21 protein-coding genes are annotated in these 25,275 nt (G+C 66.8%); 10 read left to right on the top strand and 11 right to left on the bottom strand.

Features of this window, described 5'->3' with window-relative positions:
- Positions 1 to 78: 78 nt before the first annotated feature.
- From ACT6QU_RS07465 to ACT6QU_RS07445, 5 genes are all read right to left on the bottom strand, one after another.
- The gene (locus ACT6QU_RS07465; RefSeq protein WP_444563550.1) at positions 79 to 1,107 is read right to left on the bottom strand and encodes a glucokinase; all 1,029 of its coding nucleotides are present in this window, start codon (positions 1,105 to 1,107) and stop codon (positions 79 to 81) included.
- Between the two features lie 66 nt (positions 1,108 to 1,173).
- The gene (gene mepA, locus ACT6QU_RS07460) at positions 1,174 to 2,181 is read right to left on the bottom strand and encodes a penicillin-insensitive murein endopeptidase (protein ID WP_444563549.1); all 1,008 of its coding nucleotides are present in this window, start codon (positions 2,179 to 2,181) and stop codon (positions 1,174 to 1,176) included.
- A gap of 59 nt (positions 2,182 to 2,240) precedes the next feature.
- Complete coding sequence (locus ACT6QU_RS07455; protein ID WP_444563548.1) at positions 2,241 to 3,131, bottom strand: SDR family oxidoreductase; 891 nt, start codon at positions 3,129 to 3,131, stop codon at positions 2,241 to 2,243.
- A complete protein-coding gene (gene queG / locus ACT6QU_RS07450; RefSeq protein ID WP_444563547.1) occupies positions 3,128 to 4,273 on the bottom strand; it encodes a tRNA epoxyqueuosine(34) reductase QueG in 1,146 nt (381 codons plus the stop codon). The genes ACT6QU_RS07455 and queG overlap by 4 nt, the downstream gene beginning before the upstream one ends.
- A 1-nt stretch (position 4,274) precedes the next feature.
- On the bottom strand, positions 4,275 to 4,967 hold the full coding sequence (locus ACT6QU_RS07445; RefSeq protein ID WP_444563546.1) for a glutathione S-transferase family protein: 693 nt from the start codon (positions 4,965 to 4,967) through the stop codon (positions 4,275 to 4,277).
- Between the two features lie 177 nt (positions 4,968 to 5,144).
- Here ACT6QU_RS07445 and ACT6QU_RS07440 point away from each other — a divergent pair, with 177 nt between their 5' ends.
- A complete protein-coding gene (locus ACT6QU_RS07440) occupies positions 5,145 to 5,951 on the top strand; it encodes an undecaprenyl-diphosphate phosphatase (protein WP_444563545.1) in 807 nt (268 codons plus the stop codon).
- On the opposite strand, the gene ACT6QU_RS07435 is transcribed toward ACT6QU_RS07440, so the two are convergent.
- On the bottom strand, positions 5,952 to 7,229 hold the full coding sequence (locus tag ACT6QU_RS07435; RefSeq protein ID WP_444563544.1) for a polyhydroxyalkanoate depolymerase: 1,278 nt from the start codon (positions 7,227 to 7,229) through the stop codon (positions 5,952 to 5,954).
- Positions 7,230 to 7,420: 191 nt separating this feature from the next.
- Between ACT6QU_RS07435 and ACT6QU_RS07430 the strand changes: the two genes are divergently transcribed.
- The 5 genes from ACT6QU_RS07430 (at position 7,421) to ACT6QU_RS07410 (ending at position 11,886) form a co-directional block, all read left to right on the top strand.
- Complete coding sequence (locus ACT6QU_RS07430; RefSeq protein ID WP_444563543.1) at positions 7,421 to 8,389, top strand: zinc-dependent alcohol dehydrogenase; 969 nt, start codon at positions 7,421 to 7,423, stop codon at positions 8,387 to 8,389.
- Positions 8,390 to 8,785, top strand: a complete 396-nt coding sequence (locus tag ACT6QU_RS07425; RefSeq protein ID WP_444563542.1) for a 6-pyruvoyl trahydropterin synthase family protein — start codon at positions 8,390 to 8,392, stop codon at positions 8,783 to 8,785.
- Complete coding sequence (locus ACT6QU_RS07420; protein WP_444563541.1) at positions 8,782 to 9,828, top strand: glycosyltransferase family 4 protein; 1,047 nt, start codon at positions 8,782 to 8,784, stop codon at positions 9,826 to 9,828. Before ACT6QU_RS07425 ends, ACT6QU_RS07420 begins: the two co-directional genes overlap by 4 nt.
- The gene (locus ACT6QU_RS07415; protein WP_444563540.1) at positions 9,825 to 10,586 is read left to right on the top strand and encodes a class I SAM-dependent methyltransferase; all 762 of its coding nucleotides are present in this window, start codon (positions 9,825 to 9,827) and stop codon (positions 10,584 to 10,586) included. The genes ACT6QU_RS07420 and ACT6QU_RS07415 overlap by 4 nt, the downstream gene beginning before the upstream one ends.
- Positions 10,587 to 10,659: 73 nt before the next feature.
- Complete coding sequence (locus ACT6QU_RS07410; RefSeq protein WP_444563539.1) at positions 10,660 to 11,886, top strand: NAD(P)/FAD-dependent oxidoreductase; 1,227 nt, start codon at positions 10,660 to 10,662, stop codon at positions 11,884 to 11,886.
- Here ACT6QU_RS07410 and ACT6QU_RS07405 read toward each other — a convergent pair.
- On the bottom strand, positions 11,858 to 12,403 hold the full coding sequence (locus ACT6QU_RS07405; RefSeq protein ID WP_444563538.1) for a cytochrome b: 546 nt from the start codon (positions 12,401 to 12,403) through the stop codon (positions 11,858 to 11,860). The two genes, ACT6QU_RS07410 and ACT6QU_RS07405, sit on opposite strands and share 29 nt — an antisense overlap.
- 126 nt (positions 12,404 to 12,529) lie before the next feature.
- On the opposite strand from ACT6QU_RS07405, the gene ACT6QU_RS07400 reads away from it, so the two are divergent.
- From ACT6QU_RS07400 to ACT6QU_RS07385, 4 genes are read left to right on the top strand one after another with little or no spacing between them, the layout of a single operon-like run.
- Entirely contained in the window at positions 12,530 to 13,276 is a 747-nt protein-coding gene (locus tag ACT6QU_RS07400) for a CDP-alcohol phosphatidyltransferase family protein (RefSeq protein ID WP_444563537.1), read from the top strand.
- Positions 13,273 to 14,016: an FkbM family methyltransferase gene (locus tag ACT6QU_RS07395; RefSeq protein WP_444563536.1), complete on the top strand. Its 744-nt coding sequence runs from the start codon at positions 13,273 to 13,275 to the stop codon at positions 14,014 to 14,016. The genes ACT6QU_RS07400 and ACT6QU_RS07395 overlap by 4 nt, the downstream gene beginning before the upstream one ends.
- Positions 13,994 to 15,622 carry a sulfatase gene (locus tag ACT6QU_RS07390; RefSeq protein ID WP_444563535.1) on the top strand — a complete coding sequence of 543 codons (1,629 nt, stop codon included), beginning with the start codon at positions 13,994 to 13,996 and terminating at the stop codon, positions 15,620 to 15,622. Before ACT6QU_RS07395 ends, ACT6QU_RS07390 begins: the two co-directional genes overlap by 23 nt.
- Positions 15,609 to 16,433, top strand: coding sequence for a RibD family protein (locus ACT6QU_RS07385; RefSeq protein ID WP_444563534.1), 825 nt, complete (start codon positions 15,609 to 15,611; stop codon positions 16,431 to 16,433). The genes ACT6QU_RS07390 and ACT6QU_RS07385 overlap by 14 nt, the downstream gene beginning before the upstream one ends.
- Here the strand turns inward: ACT6QU_RS07385 and addA are convergent.
- Genes addA through tsaE form a run of 4 tightly spaced genes read right to left on the bottom strand, consistent with a single transcriptional unit; the run spans position 16,430 to position 25,273 of the window.
- Complete coding sequence (addA, locus tag ACT6QU_RS07380) at positions 16,430 to 19,957, bottom strand: double-strand break repair helicase AddA (protein WP_444563533.1); 3,528 nt, start codon at positions 19,955 to 19,957, stop codon at positions 16,430 to 16,432. The genes ACT6QU_RS07385 and addA overlap by 4 nt on opposite strands.
- Complete coding sequence (addB, locus tag ACT6QU_RS07375; RefSeq protein ID WP_444563532.1) at positions 19,954 to 23,061, bottom strand: double-strand break repair protein AddB; 3,108 nt, start codon at positions 23,059 to 23,061, stop codon at positions 19,954 to 19,956. The genes addA and addB overlap by 4 nt, the downstream gene beginning before the upstream one ends.
- The gene (locus ACT6QU_RS07370; RefSeq protein WP_444563531.1) at positions 23,058 to 23,786 is read right to left on the bottom strand and encodes a nucleotidyltransferase family protein; all 729 of its coding nucleotides are present in this window, start codon (positions 23,784 to 23,786) and stop codon (positions 23,058 to 23,060) included. The genes addB and ACT6QU_RS07370 overlap by 4 nt, the downstream gene beginning before the upstream one ends.
- Positions 23,783 to 25,273: a tRNA (adenosine(37)-N6)-threonylcarbamoyltransferase complex ATPase subunit type 1 TsaE gene (tsaE, locus tag ACT6QU_RS07365; RefSeq protein WP_444563530.1), complete on the bottom strand. Its 1,491-nt coding sequence runs from the start codon at positions 25,271 to 25,273 to the stop codon at positions 23,783 to 23,785. The genes ACT6QU_RS07370 and tsaE overlap by 4 nt, the downstream gene beginning before the upstream one ends.
- Positions 25,274 to 25,275 lie beyond the last annotated feature (2 nt).

Below are 25,275 nucleotides of genomic sequence, written 5' to 3'. Positions count from 1 at the left end.
GCCTGCCGCTTGCGCGCAGGCCGCCTGCCTATGCCCCCTTGGAACCCGCGATGCAATCGCCAATCCGCCGCACGCGGTTCACGACGCGCGCCAATGACGCCCGGTGGTGCGGATATGAAACGCCTTCGGCGTGCGTGCGAATGCGCCGAGGCCGGCAAGGGCGGCGAGCGGGTGGGTCATGACGAACACCGGCAGATCGCGCATCAGGGCCGAATGCGGCGCCTTGTCCTCGAAGGCCGCACGGAAGCGGGCATGTTTCAGGGCCGGCACGATCTTCTGGGCGATGCCGCCCGTCAGGTAGACGCCGCCGCGGCTCATGAAAATCAGCGCGAGGTCGCCGGCAAGCCGGCCAAGGCAGGTGACGAAGATGTCGAGCGCCTCTCCGGCGACGGGGTCGGACTTCGCCAGGGCTGCAGCGGTGATCCCCGCCGGGGAGGTAAACTCGGCCGGCCTACCGTCGGCGGCGGCGACGGCACGGTAAAGGTTGACGAGGCCGCGCCCGCACAGCATCTGCTCGCCGGAAATACGGCCCTCGATGCGCTCGATATGCGGGAACACCGCGAAATCTCGTGCGGTGCGCGGGCCCATGTCGACATGGCCGCCTTCGCCCGGAACCGGCACCCAGACATTGCCGGCGCGTACGAGGCCGGCAACACCCAGACCGGTGCCGGGACCCAGCACGACGCGACTTGCCTCCGGATCGGCGTCGCCGCCGCCGATCTTTTCCAGATGCTCAGGTCCGATCGCAACGACGGCCAGCGCCTGGGCCTCGAAATCGTTGAGGATCACGACTTCCCGGAAACCGAGCCGGTCGATCATGATCTTGGGGCGCACCGTCCAGGGGCAATTGGTCAGCCGGATCTCGTCGCCGGTGACTGGCGCTGCGATGGCGAGCACCGCAGAGCGCGGCTTGATGTCGGTCCGCGTCAGGATGGCGCGTTCGAGCGCAACGTCGATGTCGGGATAGTCGGCCGTCGCGACGGTCGGAAATTCGATCGCGGCCGCCTCGCGCGACGGCAGGATGGCGAAGCGGGCATTGGTGCCGCCGATATCTCCGACGAGAACGGGGAACTGCAAAACGCCGGCGGCGTCGATTTCAGAAATCATCAGGGCGGCTGTCGCGTATCGCTGTTCAAATCAAGGCTATTTGAAGGTCACACGCGGCCGGCCAAGTCAAGGCTGAGGGCGCGGGAAAGGCACCGGAATGGCGCTCTCCGGCGTCGGGGCGTAGGCGTTCGCGGCGATCGGCGGCGCAACGGTCTGGCCAATCGTACTGCCCGGCCCGCCGATGGTCACCATGGCTTCGGATTGCGGGGCGGGCGCCTGCAGGACGGCCGAGCATTCGCGCGGCAGGTCGGCCATGCGCATCACGTCGCGCGCGCGTGGCTGCTGCGGGCCGGTGGCCGGGCGCCACGGCTCGTCCGTGAACCACCAGGCGAGCGAGGAATCGCAGCCGTCGCCGCGGCCGATCCCTTCCTGCGGGCGACAGCCGGGCGAACCGGCAGGGCAGCCGATGCGGATGTGGAAGTGCGAATCGTGACCCCAGAACGGGCGCACCTTGCCAAGCCAGGAGCGATCGCCCGTCACCGTCTCGCAGAGCTTCTTCTTGATGCCCGGATGGACGAGGATGCGCTCGACCTCGCGATAGCTCGCCGCACGGCGCAGGATACCGGCATGGGCAGGGGACCATTTGCGGTCGTCGACGGTCAGTTCGCCGTCGCGCAGCATGGAGACGAATTCGAGATTCTCGCGCTCCGATGTCGACAGGCGGCGCTGGGGCATCGGCTGGAACCAGATGTCGGCATCGAGGCCGAGCTGGTGCGAGGCATGGCCCGACAGCATCGGACCGCCGCGCGGCTGCGAGATGTCGCCTACAAGCAGGCCCGGCCAACCGTCAGCGGTCGCGTCGCGCGACAGGCGTTCGACGAGCCGCACCATGTCGGGGTGACCCCAGCGGCGGTTACGCGACGGACGCATCGTCTGCCAATTGGGACCATCGTTCGCGATCGCCATGCCGCCGGCAAAACAGCCTTTGGAGTAGGAGCCATAGACGCGCGCCTCGGCGGCGGCGGGTAGCGGCTGGTTGCCGAACAGATCCTTCGCCAGTTGCGCGTCGGCGCTCGTCGCGGCCGTCATCGAAAGGGCGACACAGGCGGCCTTGATCCAGTTCCTCGCGCGCATCGGTGATTCTCCCCGCTTGGCTTCCAGCCGAGCCTGCGTCCGGCAAGGTTAGCGAAACCCTAACGCGGCGGCCTCTGTCGCCAAGTGTGATCGCGCCACATGGCGTCCAGAGCATGGCGATAGGTCTGGAATCGAAACGAATATCCCGCCGATTTCAGCTTCGCGTTCGAGACCCGCTTGTTCTCGCCATAGAAGGAACGCGCCATCGGCGTCATGGTCGCGGCGTCGAACGGCACTTCCTGCGGCGCATCGACGCCCATCAGATTGGACGCATAGGCGACGACGTCCTGCGGGGGAGCGGGTTCGTTGTCTGTGACGTTGAAGATGCCGTCCGCCTCCCTCTCGGCCAGAAAGGCAAGCGCGCCGGCGATGTCGTCGACATGGATGCGGTTGAAGACCTGGCCCGGCTTGACGATGCGCTTCGCCTTGCCTTCCGCCAGATTGACGAAGGCGTTGCGACCGGGGCCGTAAATACCGGACAGGCGCAGGATCGCGAGCGGCCTGCCCGTGTCGAGCGCCAATGCGCGCCAGGCGTTCTCGGATGCAAGCCGCGAGATCGAGCGTTTCGACACCGGCCGGCAGTCCGCATCCTCGTCGACCCAGCCGCCGTCATGATCGCCATAGACGCCGACGGTCGACAAATAACCGATCCAGCGCAGTCGCGGCATCTGCCCGCGGATCGCTTCGCTCGCGGCACGAAGCACCGGATCGCCCGTCTCGTCCGGCGCGACGGAGACGACGAGATGCGTCGCCTTGCCCAGCGCCTGTGCGAGATCGTTGCTCAGCGTCGTGCCGTCGAAGATCAGCGACTCGATGCCGATCGCGGAAAGATCAGTGAACTTTTCGGCGCTGCGCGTCGTTCCGATCACCCGGTGTCCATCTTCGACCGCCTGTCGCGCGAAGGCGCGCGCCGAATAGCCGGCGCCGAAGATGAGGAAGGTCTTCGTCATGCCGGCTCCATCGCGTGCACCCATTCCGCCTTCACGTTATCATCCTGTTCCATCGCAGCCAGACGCAGCCGATCGAACCTCTCCCGCCCGGCCAGCCGCGACAAGGCCCAAACCGCCGCGCCGCGGACCAGGGGCGACGGATCGGCAAGAAGGTTTTCGACCAGCGGCAAAAGATCCGACTCGTTCGAATTTCCAGCCGCGATCAACGCGTTCCGGACGAAGCGGTCGCGACCGATCCGCTTGATCGGCGATCCGGCGAACTTTTCGCGAAAGGCGGTATCGTCGAGCCGGAGCAAATCAGCCAGCGCGGGCGCGACGAGGTCGTCGCGGGCCGCGAGCTTCGCCTCGCGCGTCGCCTGCGCGAACTTGTTCCAGGGACACACGGCCAGGCAGTCGTCGCAGCCATAGATGCGGTTGCCCATCGCGGCGCGAAACTCGTGCGGGATCGGGCCCTTGTGCTCGATGGTGAGGTACGAAATGCAGCGCCGCGCGTCGATCTGATAGGGCGCGGGAAACGCGTTGGTCGGGCAGATGTCGAGACAAGCGCGGCACGAGCCGCAGTGATCGATCTCCGCCGCATCGGCGCCAAGTTCCGCTGTCGTGAAGATCGAGCCGAGGAAGAGCCAGGAGCCGAATTCGCGGCTGACGAGATTGGTGTGCTTGCCCTGCCAGCCGAGACCGGCGGCAGCCGCGAGCGGCTTTTCCATCACCGGCGCGGTGTCGACGAACACCTTGACGTCCGCTTCTGTGCGCGCGGCAAATTTCTGCGCGAGCGTCTTCAGCTTGCCCTTGATGACGTCGTGATAGTCGCGGTTGCGCGCATAGACCGAGATCGCCGCCCGGTCGCGTCGGTCGAGGAGCGCCAGCGGGTTTTCGTCCGGGCCGTAGTTCATGGCGAGCATGATGACGGAACGCGCCTCGGGCCACAGCGCATTGGGATGGGCGCGGCGCTGAAGCGTGTCGGCCATCCATTCCATCGTACCGTGCCGGCCGGCCTCGACGAAATCGCCGAGCCGTGGCCCCGCTTCGACGATCGCATCGGGCCGCGTCACCGCGACAGCGTCGAAGCCGAGCGCCTTTGCCTCGGCCTCGATGAACTCCCGAAGACGCGCCGCCGGAACGGGGTTTCGGGGGGCTGTCATGTCAGAAATCGAGGTCCGCATAGTGCGAGGCCGGGGTGAGGCCGCGGAACCGGTCGGCCAGAAGCGGCCGGAAGGAGGGGCGCGACTTCATGCGCGTATACCACTCCTTGGCCGCGCCGTGCTCGCTCCAGTCGATCTCGCCCATATAGTCGAGCACCGAGATCGAGGCCGCGGCGGCAAGGTCGGCATAGGTCAGGCGCGGGCCGGCGAGCCAGTTGCGGGTGCCGGCGAGCCAGTTGGTGTATTTCATGTGCTGGCGGATATTGGCGCGCGCGGCGCGGATCGCCGTCGAATTGGGCGAGCCGCCGCCATGCTCGGGCGGCATATGCGGTTTCAGTGCGCGCTCGCGCACCAGATGCCGCGTCACCTCTCCATCGGCCTTTACCAGATACCAATCGACCAGGCGGCGGATTTCGGCGCGCGTGATCGGGTTTTCGGCCATCAGCCGCTTGTCGCGCTTCAGCGCGCCGCGCGTCTCGTCGACATATTCGGCGATCACCGATGCACCGACGATCGGCTCGTCGGCCTCGGCGAGCAGCACGGGCAGCGTCGCGGCCGGGTTCAGGTGCAGGAATTCCCTGCGCCGCGCCCATGGCTTTTCCTCGATCAGCGAAAGGTCCTCGCCATATTCGCCGAAGGCCAGGCGAATAAAACGGCAGGACGCGAAAAGCGGATGGTGGAACAGGGTCAGCATGGGCACTCGGTGGGTATGTCGCAGGGGGACTGGCCCGAAAAGTCTGGCCTTTTGATGGCCCGGTGGCTAATCCTCGGCGCAGATTCGGGTTCGAAAGCGGCGATGCGCGGGCAGCTATAGGCAAGCGTGGCCCGCCTGACAAGCGAACCTTTGAGACAGGCCTGCCCCGGAGTTTTCATGGAAGAGCAATCCCTTCTCGTCGCGGCCCTTCTCGGCATTCTCGAAGGGCTGACGGAATTCATCCCGGTCTCTTCCACCGGTCACCTGCTGCTCGCGGGGCACTTCCTCGGCTTCGAGTCGACGGGCCGCAGCTTCGAGGTGCTGATCCAGCTCGGCGCGATCATGGCCATCCTGACCGTCTATTCCGCGCGGCTGTGGCATCTGGCCGTCACCTTGCCGAAACATCGCGAGACGCAACGTTTCGTCGGCGGCATCCTGCTCGCCTTCCTGCCAGCGGCCGTGATCGGCGCGCTGGCGCACGACTTCATCAAGACGGTGCTGTTCGAGACGCCGATGGTGATCTGCGTCATGCTGATCCTCGGCGGCGTCGTGCTGCTCTGGATCGACCGGCGCCATGTCGAGCCGGAATACACCCATGTCGCCGAGTTTCCGCTGACGGTCTGCCTCAAGATCGGCTTCATCCAGTGCCTCGCGATGATCCCCGGCACGTCACGTTCGGGCGCGACCATCGTCGGCGCGCTCCTGATGGGCGCCGACAAGCGCTCGGCGGCCGAGTTCTCGTTCTTTCTTGCGATGCCGACCATGGTCGGTGCGTTTGCCTACGACCTCTACAAGAACCGCGACATCCTCACCGTCGACGATTTCTGGCTCATCGGCGCGGGCTTCGTCACGGCCTTCATCGCGGGCGTCTTCGTCGTCCGCTATCTGCTCGATTTCGTGGCGAAGCGCGGCTACACGCCCTTCGCCATCTGGCGCATCCTCGTCGGCACGATCGGGCTCGCGGCCCTGCTTGCCTTCGGCTGATCAGCCCTTGTTGGCGACGATCCGCGGCTTCGGCCGCTCACGCTTGGCAGTGCCTGGGTTGCTCGCCATGAAGTCGGCGATGCGCGGCACGATTTCGGAGCGGAAGCGCGAGCCGTTGAAGACGCCGTAATGGCCGACCTTCGGCTGCATGTAGTGGGCGCGCATGTCATCCGGAATGTTGACGCACAGGTCGTGGGCCGCCTGCGTCTGACCGAGGCCCGAAATGTCGTCGTTCTCGCCCTCGATGGTCAGAAGCGCGACATTCTTGACAGCTTTCGGATCGACCAGTTCGCCGCGATGGCGCATCGTGCCGTTCGGCAAAGCGTGCTGCACGAACACCGTATCCACCGTCTGCAGGTAGAACTCCGCCGTCAGGTCCATCACCGCCAGATACTCGTCATAGAAGTCGCGATGCTTCTCGGCCGAGTCCCCGTCATCCTTGACGAGGTGCATGTAGAAATCCTTGTGCGCGATGATGTGACGGTCGAGGTTCATGCTCATGAAGCCCGACAGTTGCAGGAAGCCGGGATAGACGTTGCGCGTGAAGCCGGGCTCCGGCCACGGCACCTGCATTATGACGTTGTCGCGGAACCAGTCGATGCCCTTTTCCTCCGCCAGCTTGTTGACGGCGGTCGGATTGCGGCGCGTGTCGATCGGCCCGCCCATCAGCGTCATCGAGGCGGGCGCGAAGCGGTCGCCACGCGCCTCCATGATCGATACGGCGGACAGCACCGGCACCGATGGCTGGCAGACCGCCATCACATGCGTGTCCGGGCCGAGATGGTGGAGCATGTCGATCACGTAGTCGACATAGTCGTCGAGGTCGAACCGGCCGTCAGCGACCGGCACCATGCGAGCGTCCGTCCAGTCCGTGATGTAGACTTCGGCATGCTGGATCATCGACTCGACCGTGCCGCGCAGGAGCGTCGCGTAGTGGCCGGACATCGGCGCGACGATCAGCAGCTTGGGGTCGGCCTTGCGGTTCCTCGGCAGATCGCGCTCGAAATGGATCAGGTCGCAGAACGGCTTCTTCCAGACCACGCGCTCGCTCACCGCCACCTGGTCGAAGCCGACCTTGGTTTGCGTGATGCCGAAGGACGGCTTGCCGTAGCGCCGCGTCGTGCGCTCGAACATCTCCGCGCCGGCCGCGATCGTGCGCCCCATCGGCGTATGCGACATCGGATTGAGCGGATTGGAATAGAGAAGCTTCACCGCGTCGGCGAAGGCGCGTGCCGGTTGCAGCGCGGCATGGTTCAATTCGTAGAACTGATAATACATGGATTGGCCCCCAGAGCCTCGGCCGGCGATTTGCCTGACCGGTCGGGGCTGTTGTCATCATGTCGTAACGAATCTAGCAGTCACCTGTTGCATTGCAATAGAGCATGACTTTCAGCCGATTCGCCTTTCGTGGGGGTTGCGCCTTGCCAAGTGCCGGAAAGCATCTAGCTTTTTGGCCGAAGCGAGGAAAAATGCCGACAGCGTTGTGGATCACCGGAACGAGTATGTGTGCGCTGCGGCAGGAAGAGTTGCCCGTCGGCAACAATCTGGTCGAAGTCGAAACGCTTTTCTCCGGGATCAGCCGCGGCACCGAATCGCTCGTCTTTCAAGGCGCAGTGCCGGAAACCGAGCACGAGCGAATGCGCGGCCCGCACCAGTCCGGCGATTTTCCCCATCCGGTCAAGTATGGCTACGCCAATGTCGGGCGCATCGCGTCCGGCCCACGTACGGGAGAAATCGCATTCTCCCTGTTTCCGCATCAGGACCGTTTCGCGGTGCCGGATGCAGACCTGACGACGCTTCCCGTCGATCTTCCGCCTGCCCGTGCCGTGCTCGCCGCCAATATGGAAACGGCGCTCAACATTGTTTGGGACGCGCGCGCGGCGCCGGGCGACCGCGTCGCGGTGATCGGCGCGGGTGTCGTCGGCGCGCTCTGCGCATGGCTTTGCAGCCGCATTCCCGGAACCGAAGTCACGCTGGTCGACGTCAATCCGGCGCGAAAGGTAATCGCCGGGCGATTATGCGTCGCATTCGCCTCGCAGCCGGCGGGAAATTGCGACGTGGCCATCCACGCCAGCGCCAGCGCCGCCGGCCTCCAGACCGCACTCGATTGCGCAGGCCGCGAAGGCCGGATCGTCGAGGCGAGCTGGTACGGCGATAAGCGCGTCGATCTTGCGCTGGGCGCCAGTTTCCACGCCGGGCGGCTGAAGCTGGTTTCCTCGCAGGTCGGCTCGATCCCGACCGAGCGTGCGCCGCGCTGGAATTTCCGGCGGCGGCTTGCCAAGGCGCTAGATCTCCTCGCCAGCGACGATGCGCTCGATGCGCTGATCTCCGGTACGAGCCCGTTCGCCAAGCTCGACCGCGACTATGCGAAGATCCTCGCCGATCCGGCGACGCTCTGCCACCGTATCAGCTACGCCCCAACAGTCGAAGGACCCTGAATGTTTGCCGTCGAAGTTCGCGACCACATCATGATCGCCCACAGCCTGTCCTCACCCGTTTTCGGCCCGGCGCAGAACATGCACGGCGCGACCTTCGTCGTCGACGCCGCCTTCTACACCCGCGACATCGACGAAAACGGGCTGACCGTCGATATCGGGCTTGCGACCGACGCGCTGAAGGCCGCGCTCGACCCGCTGCGCTACGGCAATCTCGACGAAATCGATGCCTTCAAGGGCAAGATCACGACAACCGAATTCCTGTGCAAGCACATCTTCGACCAACTCGCCGCAACCGTCCGCACCAAGGGGCTTGGCGACAACGGCCGCATCGTGAAGATCCGTGTCCAGCTTCACGAGAGCCACGTCGCGCGCGCCTGGTATGAAGGCGAGTTGTGACGAGGTCGCATCTCCATTTCGTCGTTCCGGGGGATATCGACACGCCCACCGGCGGATATGGCTACGACCGGAAAGTCGCTGAAGGGTTCCGCGAGCTCGGCTGGACGGTCGAGATCGTCTCGCTGCCCGGCAGCTATCCCGACATCGACGCGGCAACCCACCGCGCGGCCGAAGAGGCCTTTGCGAACCTGCCGGGTGATGCCTTGGTTTTGGTCGACGGCCTCGCCTTCGCCCGGCTTCCCGACCTCATGGCCGGCCAAGCCGGCCGATTGCGGCTTGCCGCGCTGGTCCATCATCCGCTTGCTGATGAAGGCGGGCTGCCAGCCGAAAAGGCAGCGCGGTTCGAGGCGGACGAGCGCGCGGCGCTGTGTCATGCGGCGACGATCATCTGTACGAGCGAGACGACCGGACGCCGGCTGATGGACCATTTCGGCGTGCCTGCGTCGGTCCTGCAGGTCGCGCCACCCGGGACGGAACGTAAGTCTATGCTTACCTATCAGAGAGATCGAACGCGTCTCCTCTGCGTCGCGTCCATCGTCCCGCGCAAGGGTCACGACATCCTCGTCGAGGCGCTCACAAGGATCGCCGATCTGGATTGGAACGCCCGGTTCGTCGGGCCCTCGCGCGACGAACCTTGGCGTGCGCGGCTCGATCGGATGATCTCGGATGCCGGTCTCGCCGATCGCATCGAATTCACCGGCCCGCTGAACGATCTCGATCCTGAATACGCGCAGGTCGGCATTTTCGTCCTCGCCACCCGCCACGAAGGCTACGGCATGGCCTATGCCGAAGCTCTCGCCGCGGGCCTGCCGGTGGTCGGCTGTGCGGTCGGTGCCGTGCCCGAAGTCGTGCCGCCCGACGCCGGCGCACTCGTGCCTGCCGACGATCCGGCCGCTTTCGCGGATGCCTTGCGGCGACTCCTCACCGACGACGCATCCTATGCCAGCGCTGGCGAAGGCGCCCGCCGGGCGGCCGAGCGTCTACCGCGTTGGTCGGACACGACCACCATCATCGCCCGCGCGTTGCTGGAGATCGGCCGATGAGCTTTTCCACGGCATGGCTCGATCTGCGCGAAAGCGCCGACAACGCCGCGCGCGATGCGTCGATGCTGGCAGACGTTCGCGCGTTCCTCGCGCAGCAACCCGACCCCGTCATCGTCGATCTCGGTTCGGGCACCGGCTCTACCCTGCGCGCTATCGGCGAAATCCCGGCACGCTGGCGTCTGGTCGACCACGATCCGGCTCTTCTCGCCGAGGCCGCGCGACGCTCCGGCCCGATGGTCGAAACGGTCGAACTCGACCTCACCCGCACCGACGACATTCCTCTCGACGGCGCTGCGCTTGTCACCGCGTCGGCCTTGTTCGACCTCGCCAGCGCCCGCTGGATCGACGTTCTTGCAGACCGGCTCGCCGCGTCCCGAACGGGCCTTTACGCCGCGCTCAGCTATGACGGCGTCCTCGAATGGAGCCCGGCACACCCGGACGATGCGACGATCCGAGATGCCTTCAACGCGCATCAGCGCGGCGAGAAAGGCTTTGGCCCCGCGCTCGGCCCTTCGGGTGCATCCCACCTCGCCGAGGCGATGCGCAGACGCGGCTATCGCGTCACGATCGCCGACAGCCCTTGGAAACTCGGGCCGGCGGAGACCGAACTACAACGCGCGCTCGTCACCGGGATCGCGGATGCTGCGCGCGAACTCGACGTCGGTTCGGCCGATGCCTGGCTCCGACGCCGGCTTGCGGCAGCATCGAGCGCCCCTTGCACGGTCGGCCATCTCGACGTCCTGGCCCTGCCCGCCTGACACGGCTGCCGCCTTGCACATGCTGCCGTCCCGTCGCACATAGCAGGCGGACAGAAAGCGGAGTGGAGCGCGCGTGGAAGATCGGGTCATCATCGTCGGCGCTGGGCATGGCGGGTCGCAGGCCGCGGCAAGCCTTCGGCAGGAGGGGTATTCCGGTCGCATCGCGCTCGTCAATGACGAGACGGAACTGCCCTACCACAAACCGCCGCTGTCGAAGACCTTCCTGAAGACGCCCGAAGGCGGGTCGCAGATGCTGCGGCCGGAAAGCTTCTACCGCGACAACGAGGTCGATCTCGTCTTCGGCCGCCGCGTCGCTTCGATCGATCGTCACGCCGGCACGGTGTCGCTCGACGACGCCACGTCGCTGCCTTTCTCGCACATCATCCTGGCCACCGGCGCCCGTCCGCGCCTGCCGCCTCTCGATGGCCTCGCGCTCGACGGCGTCTTCGCATTGCGCAACTTCGCGGATGCCGGCCGCATCCGTCAGGCGATCGAGACTGCGCAGTCGGCCGCGGTGGTCGGCGGCGGCTTCATCGGCATGGAGATTGCCCACACGCTCGCCGGCCTCGGCAAGAAGGTGACACTCCTCGAAATGGCGCCGCGCGTTCTCGGCCGTTCGGTCGCGCCGGAGATCTCAGCCTATGCCGACGCACGCGCGCGCACCGCCGGCATCGACTTGCGAATCGCGACAGGCGTCGCCGGCATCGAGGGATCGAACGGCCATGTGACGGCCGTGCGTCTTGCCGACGGCTCGCATGTTGCGGCAGATCTGGTGATCCTCGGCACTGGCGTCGTGCCGAATGTCGAGCTTGCAGCGGAGGCCGGGCTCGAAATCGCCAACGGCATCGTCGTCGACGAGGCGCTGCGCACCGCCGATCCGCGCATCCTGGCGGTCGGCGACGCCGCGAGCTTCCATCATTGGCACGCCGCGCGGCCGGTGCGCCTCGAATCCGTGCAGAATGCCAGCGACCAGGCCAAGCATGCCGCGCGCACCGTCGCCGGCAAGCCCGCACCCTATCGCGACGTGCCGTGGTTCTGGTCGGACCAGGGCGACATCAAGCTGCAGACGGCCGGCCTCTCCTTCGATGCGGACCGGTTCGTCCTCTCGGGCAATCCGGACGAAAACGCCTTCTCCGTCTGGCATTTTGCCGGGCCGCGGCTGCTGGCGGTCGATTCGATCAACCGCGCGGCCGATCACATGATCGCGCGGCGGTTGCTGGCCGCCGGCGTCGACCCCACGGATGCCGATATCGCGGCCGGCGCACCGCGCCTCAAGGAACTCGCGCAGCCGAAGCCGTAGGCGGCCACATTCGCGAAAAGACGCCGTCGCGGCGCACGAGGCCATGATAGGCCGCCGCGCCGACATGAAGCGCGATGAAAAGGCCGATGCCGAACTTGGCGCGGGCGTGGATCGACTTGGCCGTTTGCGCCAGCGCATCGTCGCGCGGCACGAAACTCGGCACGCCGATCGCGTCAAACAGTTCGACCGGGAAGCCCCCGGCCCGAACCCGCACATAGCCGCTCACCGCCATGACGATCAGCAGCAGGTAGAGCGCGGCATGCGTCGCGCGGGCTGCGAACTTCTGGATCGACGGCAGGCTGTCGGGCAAGGGAGGCGCGCGGTGAGTTGCGCGCCAGACCAGCCGCACTGCGAGAAGCACGAGCAGCATCGCCCCAGCATTCTTGTGGAAGATGAAGAGCGGGTCCTGAACGGCCCGATCATCGACATTGGTCATCACCAGGCCGACGGGGATCATCGCCAGAACGATCAGCGCGGTCAGCCAATGCAGGATGCGGGACATCCGATCGTAGCCCATCGTCGTATCTCATCCAGTTGGACGCCAAGAGAATGACGCAGAGTTGAGCAAAGTCAAAGGTCTAGAGCGAAGGGTGGGCTTGCAGCCGGCAAAGCACGCGCCATACTTGCAGGCCAGGAGCAAGCGATGACGACCAGTTCGACCCGAATTGCCGGAGTGGGCCTGCCGCACGGTCTGGCGGCACGAGCCGGGCTTTGGGTTCAGGCCATCGGCGCGGCGACGGCGCTGGCCGCCATGGGGCTCGATGCGCTCGGTCTCGGCTGGGGCGCGGCGAGCATCGTGCTCTACCTCGTTGTGGCCGCCTGCATCATCACCCGCATCACCGCCAGCCATCCACACGAGGCATTCGGGCCCGCCAACGCGGTGACGCTGTTTCGCGCCGGACTCGTCGCGCTCGTCGCCGCGACCTTGTTCGCGCCGGCGCCACGCGGCGACGCGGCGTTGCTTATCGGAGGCCTTGCCTTTCTCATTCTCGCACTCGACGGGGTCGATGGGTGGCTGGCGCGACGCACCGGACTGGCCTCGACCTTCGGCGCCCGGTTCGATCTCGAGATCGACGCGCTGTTTGTCCTCGTTCTGTCCGCGCTCGCCTTCACCAACGACAAGGCCGGAGTGTGGGTGCTGCTGATCGGCGCGATGCGATACGCCTTCTTCTTCGCCGGCCGGCTGACGCCGAAGCTTGAGGCTCCGCTGCCCGACTCCATGCGGCGAAAGGCCGTCTGCGTGATCCAGATCGCAGCACTCGGCCTGCTCCTCCTGCCGCAGGTCCAGCCTCCCCATTCGATCTGGATCGCGGCCGGGGCGCTCGTTCTCCTCGCCTGGTCGTTCGCCGTCGACACTCTCCATCTCCTGCGCCGGCCGGTGGATTCATGAGCGGCCTTCGCAGCGCCGCCGGGCTGGCGCGGTCGCTGATCATCTATTACTCGCGGCCGCACCGGATCGGTCGCACCGGGCAATTCTACCGCCAGTTCGCCGGTCCCGGAGACGTCACCTTCGACATTGGCGGCCATGTCGGCAACCGCTCGCGGGCGCTTCGCCGGACCGGCGCCAAAGTCGTCACGCTCGAGCCGCAACCGCTCTTCTACCGCTTCCTCAAGCGCACCCTTCCTGCGGACATCACCGTCCTGCCGCTCGCCGTCGGCCCCCATGTCGGCCGCTCGTCGATGTCCGTTTCCAGCCTGCATCCCACCGTATCCTCGCTGCGCGGGGATATCGACCGCGCCGTCAAGGGCGATCCGGGCTTCGATGCGGTGGTCTGGGACGAGACGGCGCCGATCGAGATGATCACCCTCGATGCGCTGATCGCGGAGCATGGCGAACCTGCCTTCATCAAGATCGATGTCGAGGGTTTCGAGGATCAGGTCCTTGCCGGACTGTCGCGGCCGGTGCCGGCACTCGCCTTCGAATTCCTGCCATCGATGGCCGACGTCGCTGAGGCCTGCATTGCCAGACTCGAGAGCCTCGGCACGTACGAATTCAACCTGATGACCGGCGAGAAGCTGCGGTTCCTGTCGCCCTCCTGGGTCGATGCGGCGGCCATCCGCCTCCGGGTTGCAGCGGCAGTTCACGAAGGTCGTTCAGGAGACGTCTATGCGCGCCGCGCGGCAGGCTGAGCGGCCGCGCCTTCTGGCGGTTGCTGCCGCCTGCGCGCTCGTCTTCGCGATACTGGCGATGCCGGCACGGCCGCAGGATGCCGTCCTGGCCGGCATGGCCCGGTTTCCGGTCGAACTCGCCCTGATTGCGGGCCTTCTTGCCGCCGTGCCCCGCAACAGCAGCGTCATGCCTGTCCTGCGGGTGATCTTCACCGGACTGCTCGGCATCGCCATCCTCGTCAAATGTGCCGATCTCGGCCTCTACGCCTCGCTTAGCCGGCCGTTCAACTTCGCCTATGACCTGCCGCTGCTCCATGCAGGGTGGATGCTGGCCTCGGGCACCAGCGGAACCTTCGCGGCGGTGCTCTATCTTCTTGGTGGTACGCTTGCCCTTGCGGCCGTCCTCGCCAAGATCTGGTGGGCAACCGGCGTTTTCGCCCGCCTTTCGGCGCGGCGCACCGTTCCGATGCTCGCCATCCTCCTCATCTTCGCGGCCGCCCTTGCCCTGACGGGTCGCGCCTCGACGGCGACGAGCAACCTTCTTGCCACCCATGTCAGCGCCGCACGTTCCGCGCAGGAGCAGATCGCCGCGCTCGAAGTCGAGGCGCGCTCGGACGACGTCGCTGACGACCGACCGCTCTTGCGGGGACTCGCGGGGCGCGACGTGTTCCTCGTCTTCGTCGAGTCCTACGGCCGCTCGACGCTCGAAAATCCCCTCTACGCCGCGCCGACGAAGTCGGCGCTCGCCGAACTCGAACAGGGCGCCGAACGCGCCGGGATGGACATCCGGTCGGCGTATATGACGGCTCCCATGGTCGGCGGCCAGAGCTGGCTTGCCCATGGCAGCGTCCTTTCGGGCCTGTGGATCGACAGCCAGGGCCGCTATCGCGCCATGCTCGCCAGTTCTCGCAGGTCGCTGATGGCGCTCGCATCCGACTCGGGCTGGCAGAGCGTCGCAATAATGCCGGCCATCACTATGGCATGGCCGGAGGGCAGCTATTTCGGCTATGACCGCATCCTTGCAAAAGACGATCTCGGCTATCGCGGCCTGCCCTTCAACTGGGTCACGATGCCCGACCAGTACACGCTCTCGGCCTTCGAACGGCTCGTCCTCGACGAACCCGAACGCCTCCCGGTCTTCGCCGAAATCGCGCTGATATCCTCGCACGCGCCGTGGACCCCGATCCCGCAACTCGTCGATTGGGATGCGATCGGCGACGGCACGATCTTCAACGACCAGGCACGCGCCGGCGACACTCCGGAGACGGTCTGGCGCGACCGCGACCGCGTACGCGCCCAGTTCGGCCTGTCGATCGACTATGCCCTTCGCACGATCGCCTCCTTCATCGAACGGAGGAGCCAGGAACGACCTGCGCCGCTGATCGTCGTCCTCGGCGACCACCAGCCCGCAACCTTCGTTTCCGGCGACGAAGAAAATCGCGACGTCCCCGTTCACTTCATCGGCGACCGCGCCACATTGGATTCAATCGAAAGTTGGTCATTCGACGAAGGAGCGGTTCCGGGGCCCGGCGCTCCGGTCTGGCGTATGGACAGGTTCCGCAAGCGCTTCATCGACGCATTCGACGCGCCGGCGCAGGAGGAAACGGAGAGCGATGAACCAGCATGAACGCATCGAAAAGCCGGTGACGGGCCGCCGCGCCGAGACGCCGATGCCCGTCGCTGCCGCGACGGTTACGGACCGCGTCTGGGATGCGCTTCTTGCTGCTCGAAGAAGCGGCCAGCCGAAACGATCCGATTCCTGGACGCCGGCCGAGCGCGCCGGGTGGGACCTCTACGCGCCACTTCTCGGCCAAGGCGACCGGCCGCTCGTCTTTGCCCAGATCGGCCAGTCGCTCGATGGCCGCGTCGCCACTGTCGACGGCGATGCAGCCGATGTATCCGGGCCCGAGGGGCTCAAGCACCTGCACCGTTGCCGGGCACTGGCCGATTGCGTGATCGTCGGCGCCAACACCGCCATCCAGGACAATCCGCGGCTTACCGTCCGCCTCGTCAAAGGCGACAACCCGGCACGCGTCGTCATCGACCCGCGCGGGCGACTGGCGGACGACGCCGCGGTGATGGCAGGCGAGCGCTGCCTCGTCGTCCAGGCCTGCGAGCGCGAACGGCCCGCCGGCGTCGAAACGCTGAAGGTCGCGATGTCCGCCGAGGGGCTCGATGCGGTATCGATCATCGCCGGCCTGATCGATCGCGGCTTCCGGCGGATCATGATCGAAGGCGGCGGCATCACGATCGGCCACTTCATGGATGCCGATCTGATCGACCGGCTTCACATCGGCATCGCGCCGCTGATCATCGGCGCCGGACCGTCGGGCCTGACGACCAGCCCGGTCTCTCTGCTCGCGCAGGCCAGGCGCCCGCAAACCTTCGTCTACGGGCTCGCAAGCGACATCGTCATCGACTGCGACCTGAGGGCCTAGCCCGATCGGGTGTCGGCTGAAATGCCGGCAAGGCTGGCATCCATCACGGCTTCGGGCACGTCGATGAGCACCGGCGCCTCGGCGAAGAGCAATGCCGCTCGAACGACGTGGTGCGGATAGAGCGGGCGCAACAAGGCCCGATAAAGCGCAAGCTGCGCCAGATAGCCGGGCGGAACCTCCGCGAGCGTGCGCGGCGCAGGCCGGTTGGTCTTGTAGTCGACGATCAGCACCTCGTTCGCAGTGACGACCAGCCGGTCGATCTTGCCGGAAACGGCGCGCTCGACACCGCCGACGGTGACGCGGCCCATGATCGACACCTCGGCCCGCGAGCCTGGGGCAAACACGCCGGCAAAGGCCGGGTCGGAGAGGATCGCCTCGATCCCGGACCACATCTGCTCGCGCTCCGCTTCGCTCCAGTCCTGCCCCATCCGGTCCAGATAGCGTCGTGCCGAAGGCGCGCGGTCGTCTTCGGGCACGTCCGGCAGGGACTGCAGCAGGCGGTGGATTGCAGAGCCACGTTCAAGCGCCCGTGACGGTTCGGTCCCGGCCTGAAAGATCGGCGATTCCCGCGTCGCGACCGCTTCGCCGACCGCCTCGATCACGGCGCCGACGCCTGACGGGGCCAGAGGACGCGGAAGGATCGGCGCGGGCGGCAATCTGTCATGCAGGGCGGCGGGCAGCACCGGTGCCGCCCGCTCGCTCGCAGTGTCGGCGGCTTCGACCACCAGCGGCCGGCGCGGGGTCCGACGGAAGACGATGATGTCCTCGCCGGAAACCGGATGTGGCTCCCGAACGGAATGCGTGGATGCGTCCAGTGCAGAGCTCACCATGCCATGCCAGGTCAAATCCGCCGGCGCGCGCTTGCCCTGATAGCCGCAGACGATCAGCCGGTCCTCCGCCCGCGTCATGCCGACATAAAGCAGCCGCCGATATTCCTCCTCAGCCTTCTCGCGCGCCACCGCTGCGATCTGCCGGGACAAGCCGTTGCCGGTCTCGCCACCGACGCGCCAGAGAAAACCCTGGCCCTGCCACGAGGGGCGCGGCGGATCGAAGGGCATCAGAATCGGCAAATGGCTGTCGGAAAACGGCGCTGAGCCGCTGTCGACGAGGAAAACCACCGGCGCCTCGAGCCCCTTCGAGGCATGAGCGGTCATGATCCGCACCTCGCCGCGGGCCTGGTCCATCTCGCGCTTGATCTCCGGCCCGCCCCCGTCGAGGAGGGCAAGCACGGCCTCGAGCCCGGCGGCGCCGCTGCGCTCGGCGGCGAGGCAGAAGCTCAGGAACTCGTCGACGACGTCGCCGGCTTCCGGCCCAAGCCGGGCGACGATCCGCGCGCGCGCCGCGTCGCGACCCAGCACCCGGCCGTAGAACTCGAAAGCCGGCATGAAGCCGACTTCGTCGCGCCAGATCTGCAACTGGTCGCGCACGAGCCGCAGTTCCACGTCGGTTTCGGCCTCCGCGCGAACGGCCGCATAAAGCGAACCCTTGCGAGGATAGGCGAGAGCCATCAGCTTTTCTTCGGAGATTCCGAAGATCGGGCTCTTCAAGAGTGCGGCGAGCGAAAGGTCGTCTTCCGGCTGGAGCGCGAAGCGTCCGATCGCCATCAAATCCTGCACCGCGATGTGATCGGCCAGGACGAGCCGGTCCGCGCCGGCGACCGGTATGTGCCGGTTCTTCAGTTCGCGCGACAGCGCGTGGACGAAATTGCCGCGCTTGCGCACCAGCACCATCACGTCGCCTGCCGTCATGCGGCGATTGCGGCCGGGGATCGCCTCCCCCCGCGCCAGCCAGCCGGCCACGGTCCTCGCGATCAGTTCGGCAAGCCTTGCCGCAGGTGCCGACGTATGGTCGATCGCCTGCGTCCAGTCGTTGGGCGCCTCGACGTCCTGCGGCGCCAGCGACGGCCAGACCTCGACCTGTCCCGGCGCATCGGTCCGGATCGCGCTGTGCTCGATGTCCTCGATATCGCGGGTCAGGCCCTTGCGCGTTTCGGGTCGCGCGAAGACCAGATCGACCGCCGAAAGCACGTCCTGCGTGGAGCGGAAGGAGTGGCTGAGCCGCACGCGCTCGAAACTGCGCTCGGCCGCCTCCACATCCCGCGCGAATTCATGGCCCGATACGGCGAAGGCCTCGGGCTCGGCGCCCTGGAACGAGTAGATGGACTGCTTCTCGTCACCGACCGCGAACACGGTGCGTTCGGTATCGCGCGCTCCTTGGCCGGCGAAGAACTCGTCGGCAAGCCGCTTCACCACCCGCCATTGGTCGGGGCTCGTGTCCTGCGCTTCGTCGAGAAGGATGTGGTCGATACCCTTGTCGAGCTTGTAGTGCACCCACGCGCCAGCATCCTGCCGCGCCAGCAGCGAGGCGGTGCGACGGATCAGGTCGTTGAAGTCGAGAAATCCGCGCGCGCTCTTTAGCCGTTCATAGCGCGCGATCAGCCAGTCGGCGACGATCAGCGCGGAGCGCGATGCCTTCAGCATGGCGAGCAGCGCCGCGCGGTCGAGCGCCTCCTGCACCGCCGCCGCCATGCGCGCGAATTCCTCGTCGAAACCGACGAAATGCTCGGCCACGCCCTTGGCAAGAATCTGCTTGGTCGCGCGCGGATCGTAGACCGGTCCCTTCTTGGTGAGGAAGGTCTTGCGCAAGGCACGCAGGCACGCTTCCGCGTCACCCGCATCGCAGGCGGCCAGAAGTTCATCGGCGAATTGCTGGGCCTTGACCTTGCCGGCCGCAAGCGCCCGGTCGGCGAAGCGCTCGGCCAGTGGCCGGCCGAAATGACCGTCCGGCCAGATGGTCGCCAGAATGTCGTCAGCCGTCTCGCGTCCGTCGAAGCCGAAGGCGGCGAAAAGCGGCGCGTGGTTCTCGGGCGCCGGGCCGACCTGCGCGATGAAGCTGCGCAGATCGTCACGGCGGCGGACGATGGCGCCCAGCAGCGCCTCGAGGCCGGCTTCACCGCCGATGTCCAGAATATCGGCGAAGGCTTCGGCCAGTTCCGGCTCGTTGCCGCCCGACGCGCCGGCGATCATCAAGCGGCGCGCCTCGGCGATCAGTGCGGCTTCCATCTGGTTGTCGAGAAGCTCGAAATGCCCGGCCACGTTCGCTTCGAGTGGAAACTGGTGCAAGATCGCTTCGCAGAAGGCGTGGATGGTCTGAATCTTCAGGCCGCCGGGCGTCTCCAGCGCCTCCGCGAAAAGCCGCCGCGCGCGAACCAGCCGCTCCCGCGTCGGCGGGCGCCGGTCGAGGTCGCCGATCTTCGCCGCGAGCGTCGCATCGTCCAGCGCGGTCCACGAACTCAGCGTCTCGAAGACGCGGTTCGACATGTTCGCCGCCGCCGCTCGCGTATAGGTGAGGCACAGGATGCGCGACGGGTCGGTGCCGTCCAGCAGCAACCGGATCACACGTTGCGACAGGACGTGCGTCTTGCCAGAGCCGGCATTGGCGGACACCCAGGCCGAATTCTTCGGGTCCGATGCGCGCGCCTGGTCGCGGATCGTCGTCTCGGGAACGATGAAGTCCGATTTCATTCCTCGCCCCCTCCCTCGTCGCCGCCGGCGGACCATTCGAGAACGCGCGCGAGATGGTCGTAGCGGCCGCTGACATCGCCTTCCTTGAACGGGAGGGCGCGCGACAGATAGCCGGCTTCGGCTCGCTGGTAGTGCGCCACAAGCTCTTCGAGCCGGCGCCACGCATCCTCGGCAAGTTCCGGCCCCGACTTGATCTCTTTCTTGAATTCGTGGATCGGGTCGTGATCGACCTCGCCGTTCGGCTTCAATCGGACGTAGGCGAGCTCGGCCGGCGTCGCGGGCCCGATGTCGCCGAAGGCGCCACGCGCCAGAAGCGCGGCCTCGAGCGCAAGCTGCGGCGCCAACAGCGTGTGCGCCTGTCCCTTCGACGGGTTCGAGCCCGTCTTGAAGTCGACGATGTCGGCCATTCCGGTCGGTCGTTGGTCGATGCGGTCGGCAAAGCCGCGCAGCGTCGCGCCCGTCGAGCCGATCGGCGTTTCGCTCGCCCGTGCTTCGGCGAACCGGCGCGTCACGCCGAGCCGTTCCTGTTCCCAAGCGACGAAATTTCCTGCCATCTTCGCAAATCGCGGCCACCAGACGGCGTCGACGTCGGTCGGCAGCGCCGCCTTGTCGAACTGTTCCCGGCCGATCCGCAGCAGTTCCGCCGTCGCATCCGCCGCAAAAGGATCGATCGCAGCGACGGCAAATCCGTGCAGGATGTCGTGGAAAAGCGTTCCGCGCTCCGCGGCGCCCGGATCGCGCAACAGGGGTTCGACGGGCTGCAGCCGAAGGATCTCGGCTGCATAGATCGCGTAAGGGTCGCGCCGGAGCGTCTCGATCTGCGTGACCGAAAACCGTGTCGGGCGCCAGTCGACGGGCGGCTTCGGTTCGGGCCGCCTGGCAAAGGCAACCCCTGGCCGCTCGTCGAGAAGCCGCGCCCACCGGAGGATTTCGGCGCCACGCGAGCGCATCACCGTAGCGCCATCCGGCCCGGCGCAGGTCATCAGCCTTTGCAGCCAGCGCGAGGCGACGGCAGGCGCCTCTCCGGCGCGGGCCGAGCGGGTCAGGACGACCTCGCCATTGGCCATCGCCATGGTGAAATCATGCGCGGACTGGCCGATCCGCCGCTCCGGCGGTTCGAGGTCGAGGCCCGATTTCATCATGCGCGACATGAAGCGGTCGGGCTCCGCCTTGCGGGGCCAGCTTCCCTCGTTCAGTCCGCCGATGATCATCGTGTCGACGCTTTGCAGGCGCGCCTCGAGCGGGCCCCAGATCGATACGCGCGGATCGCCGGCGGGCGTCGGCTTGACCGTCTCGCCGGCGATCAGCGCCGCGAGAATGTCGGGCCATTCGTCGGGGGCAAAGGTCAGCGCGGCGTCGAGACCGGCAAGACTACGCAGGAATTCGGCCAGGCGCCCGCCCGCCTCGCCGCCATAGACGGGGTCGAGCCGGCCCGTTTCGTCGCGCGCAAGTGCTTCCAGCGTCTCGACTGTCGCGCGCAGAGCCTGCGCGAGGTCGATCTCGGCGCTGTCGCGCAGCGCGGAGAGAGGCCTGACCGCTTCGGCGATCTTGTGTGCGATGTCCGACGCTTCGCTGCGCCGATCGGCCCCCAGCCGTCCGAGCCAGAAAGGCCGGCGCGAAGCGGTATCGTGGGCAGCGAGCCGGCTCGCGAAATCGTCGCCCATCGCCGCGACGTCCGGTCTCCCGGTGCCCCCGCGCAGCGCGACGAGATCGATGGTTTCGGCTGCACGCCGCACGACGGCGCGCGGGCACCCGAGATGAAGCAGCGGATGCTTGAGCAGGGACAAAAGCCCGACCGGGTCTCCGGGTCGCAATGCAACTTCGACCGCGATCCGCATCAGGACCGACGGAGGCGAAGTCGACAGAAGGGTTCCGGCGGAATCGTCGGCGACGATGCCGAACCGGCGCAGCTCGTTGGCGACGCGGCGGGCAAGTTCGCGGTCGGTCGTCACCAGGGCGGCCGTGCGGTCGGGCACATCGATCGCGAGGCGCAGCGCAATCGCGATCGCCAGCGCCTCCTCGCGCTCGTTCGCCGCCTCGATCAGCGTCACGCCGTCAAGCGCGCCTGCTGCCAGCGCCGCATCGAGAATGTCGCGCTCGTGCGCCCAAGCCTCCGTCGTTTCGGCCGGGCGAAGCGCCTGTCCGATCAGTTCGATTCGGGCTTGCCGGCCAGGCGACGCCCTGCCTATGTCAACGACTTCGCGTCGATCGACGCCAAGGCGCTGAAGAAGCTTCTTCAGTCCCGTCTGCGGGTGACCGTAGATCGAGGGCGGCGCGTTCTCGCGGCCGATCGCCGCCCAGCTCGCGGCGTCGATCGACCGGTCGAGCCCCGGCAGCACAACCGCGCCCTGCGGCAGGCGGCTGATGGCATGCAAGAGTTCGGCCGTCGCCGGAATCGAACCCGTCGAGCCGGCGGCAATTACGGGTCCCCGGTTCGCACGCGCGGCAAGACGTCGTGCTTCGGCGCGGATCTGCGCATCTCGGTATTTAGCCGGATTCGAGCGGTCGACGGCGTCGAGATAGTCGGGCCAGGCCGTGGTCACGATCTGGAGGAATTCGAGCGTGATCTGCCACCAGCCGGCAAGATCGGCCGGCACGAGTTCGGAGAGGCGCGACCAGTCGCCACTCTCCGTCTCGATCTCGTCGATCAGCGCCGACAGGTCGCGTGCAAGCCAGAGCGCATCGGCGAGCGATGCCGGGATGGCAAGGTCCTCGCCGTAGAGCGCGGCCAGATGCGCCGGCAGCCGGCGTTTCCAGGCCTGCACCAGCGGTGCCAGCCGGACGATGCGTTCCAGCGGTTCGATCGGCGGCGGCAGGTCGAAGAGTGCCCCCTCGCCCGACAGCCAGCCATCGTCGTCGAATTCGCCGAGCGGCCGGATCACCGGCAGGATCGCCGACTGGCCGCCCAGCCGGTCGACGAAGCTCGACCGCAATTCGCGCGCGGCACGCCGCGTCGGCACGTAGATCGTCACATCGGCCAGAGCGAGGGGCGATCCGTCATGACGGAAGCCGCTCACCAGAGTTCCATCCAGCAGTGCGTCAATCAGGGTCGCCAGAAATGGCGCTGCGGCCGGAATGTTCAGGACGTTCGGCGTGCCCGTCATGCCGGCGCCGGTTGCCGCATCCTGATCGCAGCCTCGGCTTCGGCGATCGCGCCGGGCGTTCCGACCGTGATCCAGTGACCGTCCATCATCTGACCAAAGAGCCGTCCCTTTTCGATGGCCCGGTCGAAATAGAGGTTGAGCGAATGCGGTTCAGGTGCGGCGCCGGAAAAAATTGCCGGATCGATGATCGCGGCACCGGCATAGACGAGCCCCTTGGGATCGCCCTTCGCACGCGCGAGGCGTCCGTCAGCATCGATCGTGAAGTCCGTCTTGCTTCCATGACCGGTCGTGTCCCCGACCGGGACGAGCATCAACAGCATGTCCATGCGCGAAGCGTCCCACCCGCCGGCGAGCGAAGCAAGGCTCGAACGGCCGCTGTCGATCCAGAACGTGTCTGCGTTCAGGAGCAGGATCGGTGCCGAACCCAAGAGCGGCAACGCCTTGACGATCCCGCCGGCCGAATCCAGCAGCCGTTCCCTTTCGTCCGAAACGAGAATCCGCGGATGCGCGCGAGCAGCGCAGTGGGCGATGACCTGATCGCCCAGATGGTGGACGTTGACCACCGCGGATTCCACCCCAGCCTCTTCCAGCGCATCGAGCGCGCGATCGAGCAATGTTCGTCCGGCGACCTTGACCAGCGGCTTCGGGATCGTGTCGGTGATCGGGCGCATTCGCGTCCCGAGGCCCGCAGCCAGGATCATCGCTTTCATGCCAGAGATGTTCATGCCGCTCCTTCCGGCAGGACCTGCATCGAGCGATAGAGCGCCCGCAGCTCGGCCATCGACGCGTGCCGGGTCGCCCTTTCCAGATAATCGCGGATGCGCGGCAGGTGCTTCAGATATTGCGGCTTGCCATCGCGCACGTCGAGCCGCACAAAAATGCCGACGATCTTGGAATTGCGCTGCGCCGACATGATTGCATAGGCCTCCTCGAACCCGGCGCGGTCGAAATCCGCGCCCCGCGCATCGACATAGGCGTTGCGGATGCCCGCTTCCAGTTCCTCGGAAATCGACACGCGCGCATCCATCGCCAGAGATGCCACATCATAGGCGGTCGGCCCGATCAGCGCGTCCTGGAAATCGATGATGCCGATCCGGTCCGTGCCCGTCTCGCCTTCGCGCCAGATGATGTTCGGCGAATGGAAGTCGCGAAGAACGAGGCCCTTTTCCGCTTCGTCAAGCCTAGCGAAAAGAGCCTGCCAGGCCGCGCGGAACGCACCCCGTTCGTCATCGGTGGCCGGCCGACCGGCCGCAAAGGGCAGATACCAGTCGATCAAGAGCTCGGTCTCGATCGCCATCGCGGCGCGGTCGTAAGCCGGCACATGATAGGTGCTACCGCTCGCGAGCGCGATGTCGTGCGGCCAGTCGTGACGATGCATGTCAGCCAGCATCTGCGCCGACGCGCGGTAGCGCTCGCCGATCGGCGTGCCATCTTGGGCGAGGATCGTGCCGCGGCCCAGATCCTCGATCAGGAGCAGGCCGGCATCGAGATCGGCCGCGCGGATCTGCGGCGCGCACAAGCCCCTGGCGCGCAGCGTCTCGTCGATCGCCACGAAGGGCAGTACGGATTCCGCCAGATGCGCGATCTGACTGTAGGGCTTGCCGTCACGGATCGGAGGGCCGTCGGGCTGGCGCGGCGCGTTCATCAGCAATTCGATCGCGCCGTCGCCGCCGATGGTCTCGTAGGAACGCGCCGAGGCATCGCCCGCGAGATAGCCGCGCCGGGCGTGTCGACGCCCCGAATCGTCCAGAAACCGGCGTATGGCGAACGTCCGGTCGAATCGCGCCATGGCCGCGTCGGGGCCGTCGATGGCCAGCCGCCTGCCCGATCCTTCTTCCGAAAGTTTCACGTGAATCGTGGTTTCGGGAAGGTAAACGCCCGCCTTGTCAGGCCATTCCACGAGCGCCGCGCCCTCCACCAGCGCCTCCTCAAGCCCGAGCTCGCGCATCTCGTCGGGGTCGCCGATGCGGTAGAGATCGAAATGCGCAACCGGCAGACGGCCCGGATATGCCTGGACGAGCGTGAAGGTCGGGCTCGGCACTTCCAGTTCGGGATCGCCGGCAAGCGAACGGATGATCGCTCGCGCCAGCGTCGTCTTGCCGGCGCCGAGATCGCCATGGAGCGCCAGGACATCGCCCGGCTTCAGGGCAGCGGCAATGTCGTTGCCGGCCTCGCGTGTGGCGGCTTCGTCGGCGAGCAGGCGATCTACCATGT

This window comes from Aliihoeflea sp., assembly GCF_052435475.1.
In the GTDB taxonomy this organism is placed as follows: Bacteria; Pseudomonadota; Alphaproteobacteria; order Rhizobiales; family Rhizobiaceae; genus Aliihoeflea.
Note: the sequence above shows the minus strand (reverse complement) of the source record. Positions and strands in the feature narration are given on the sequence as shown.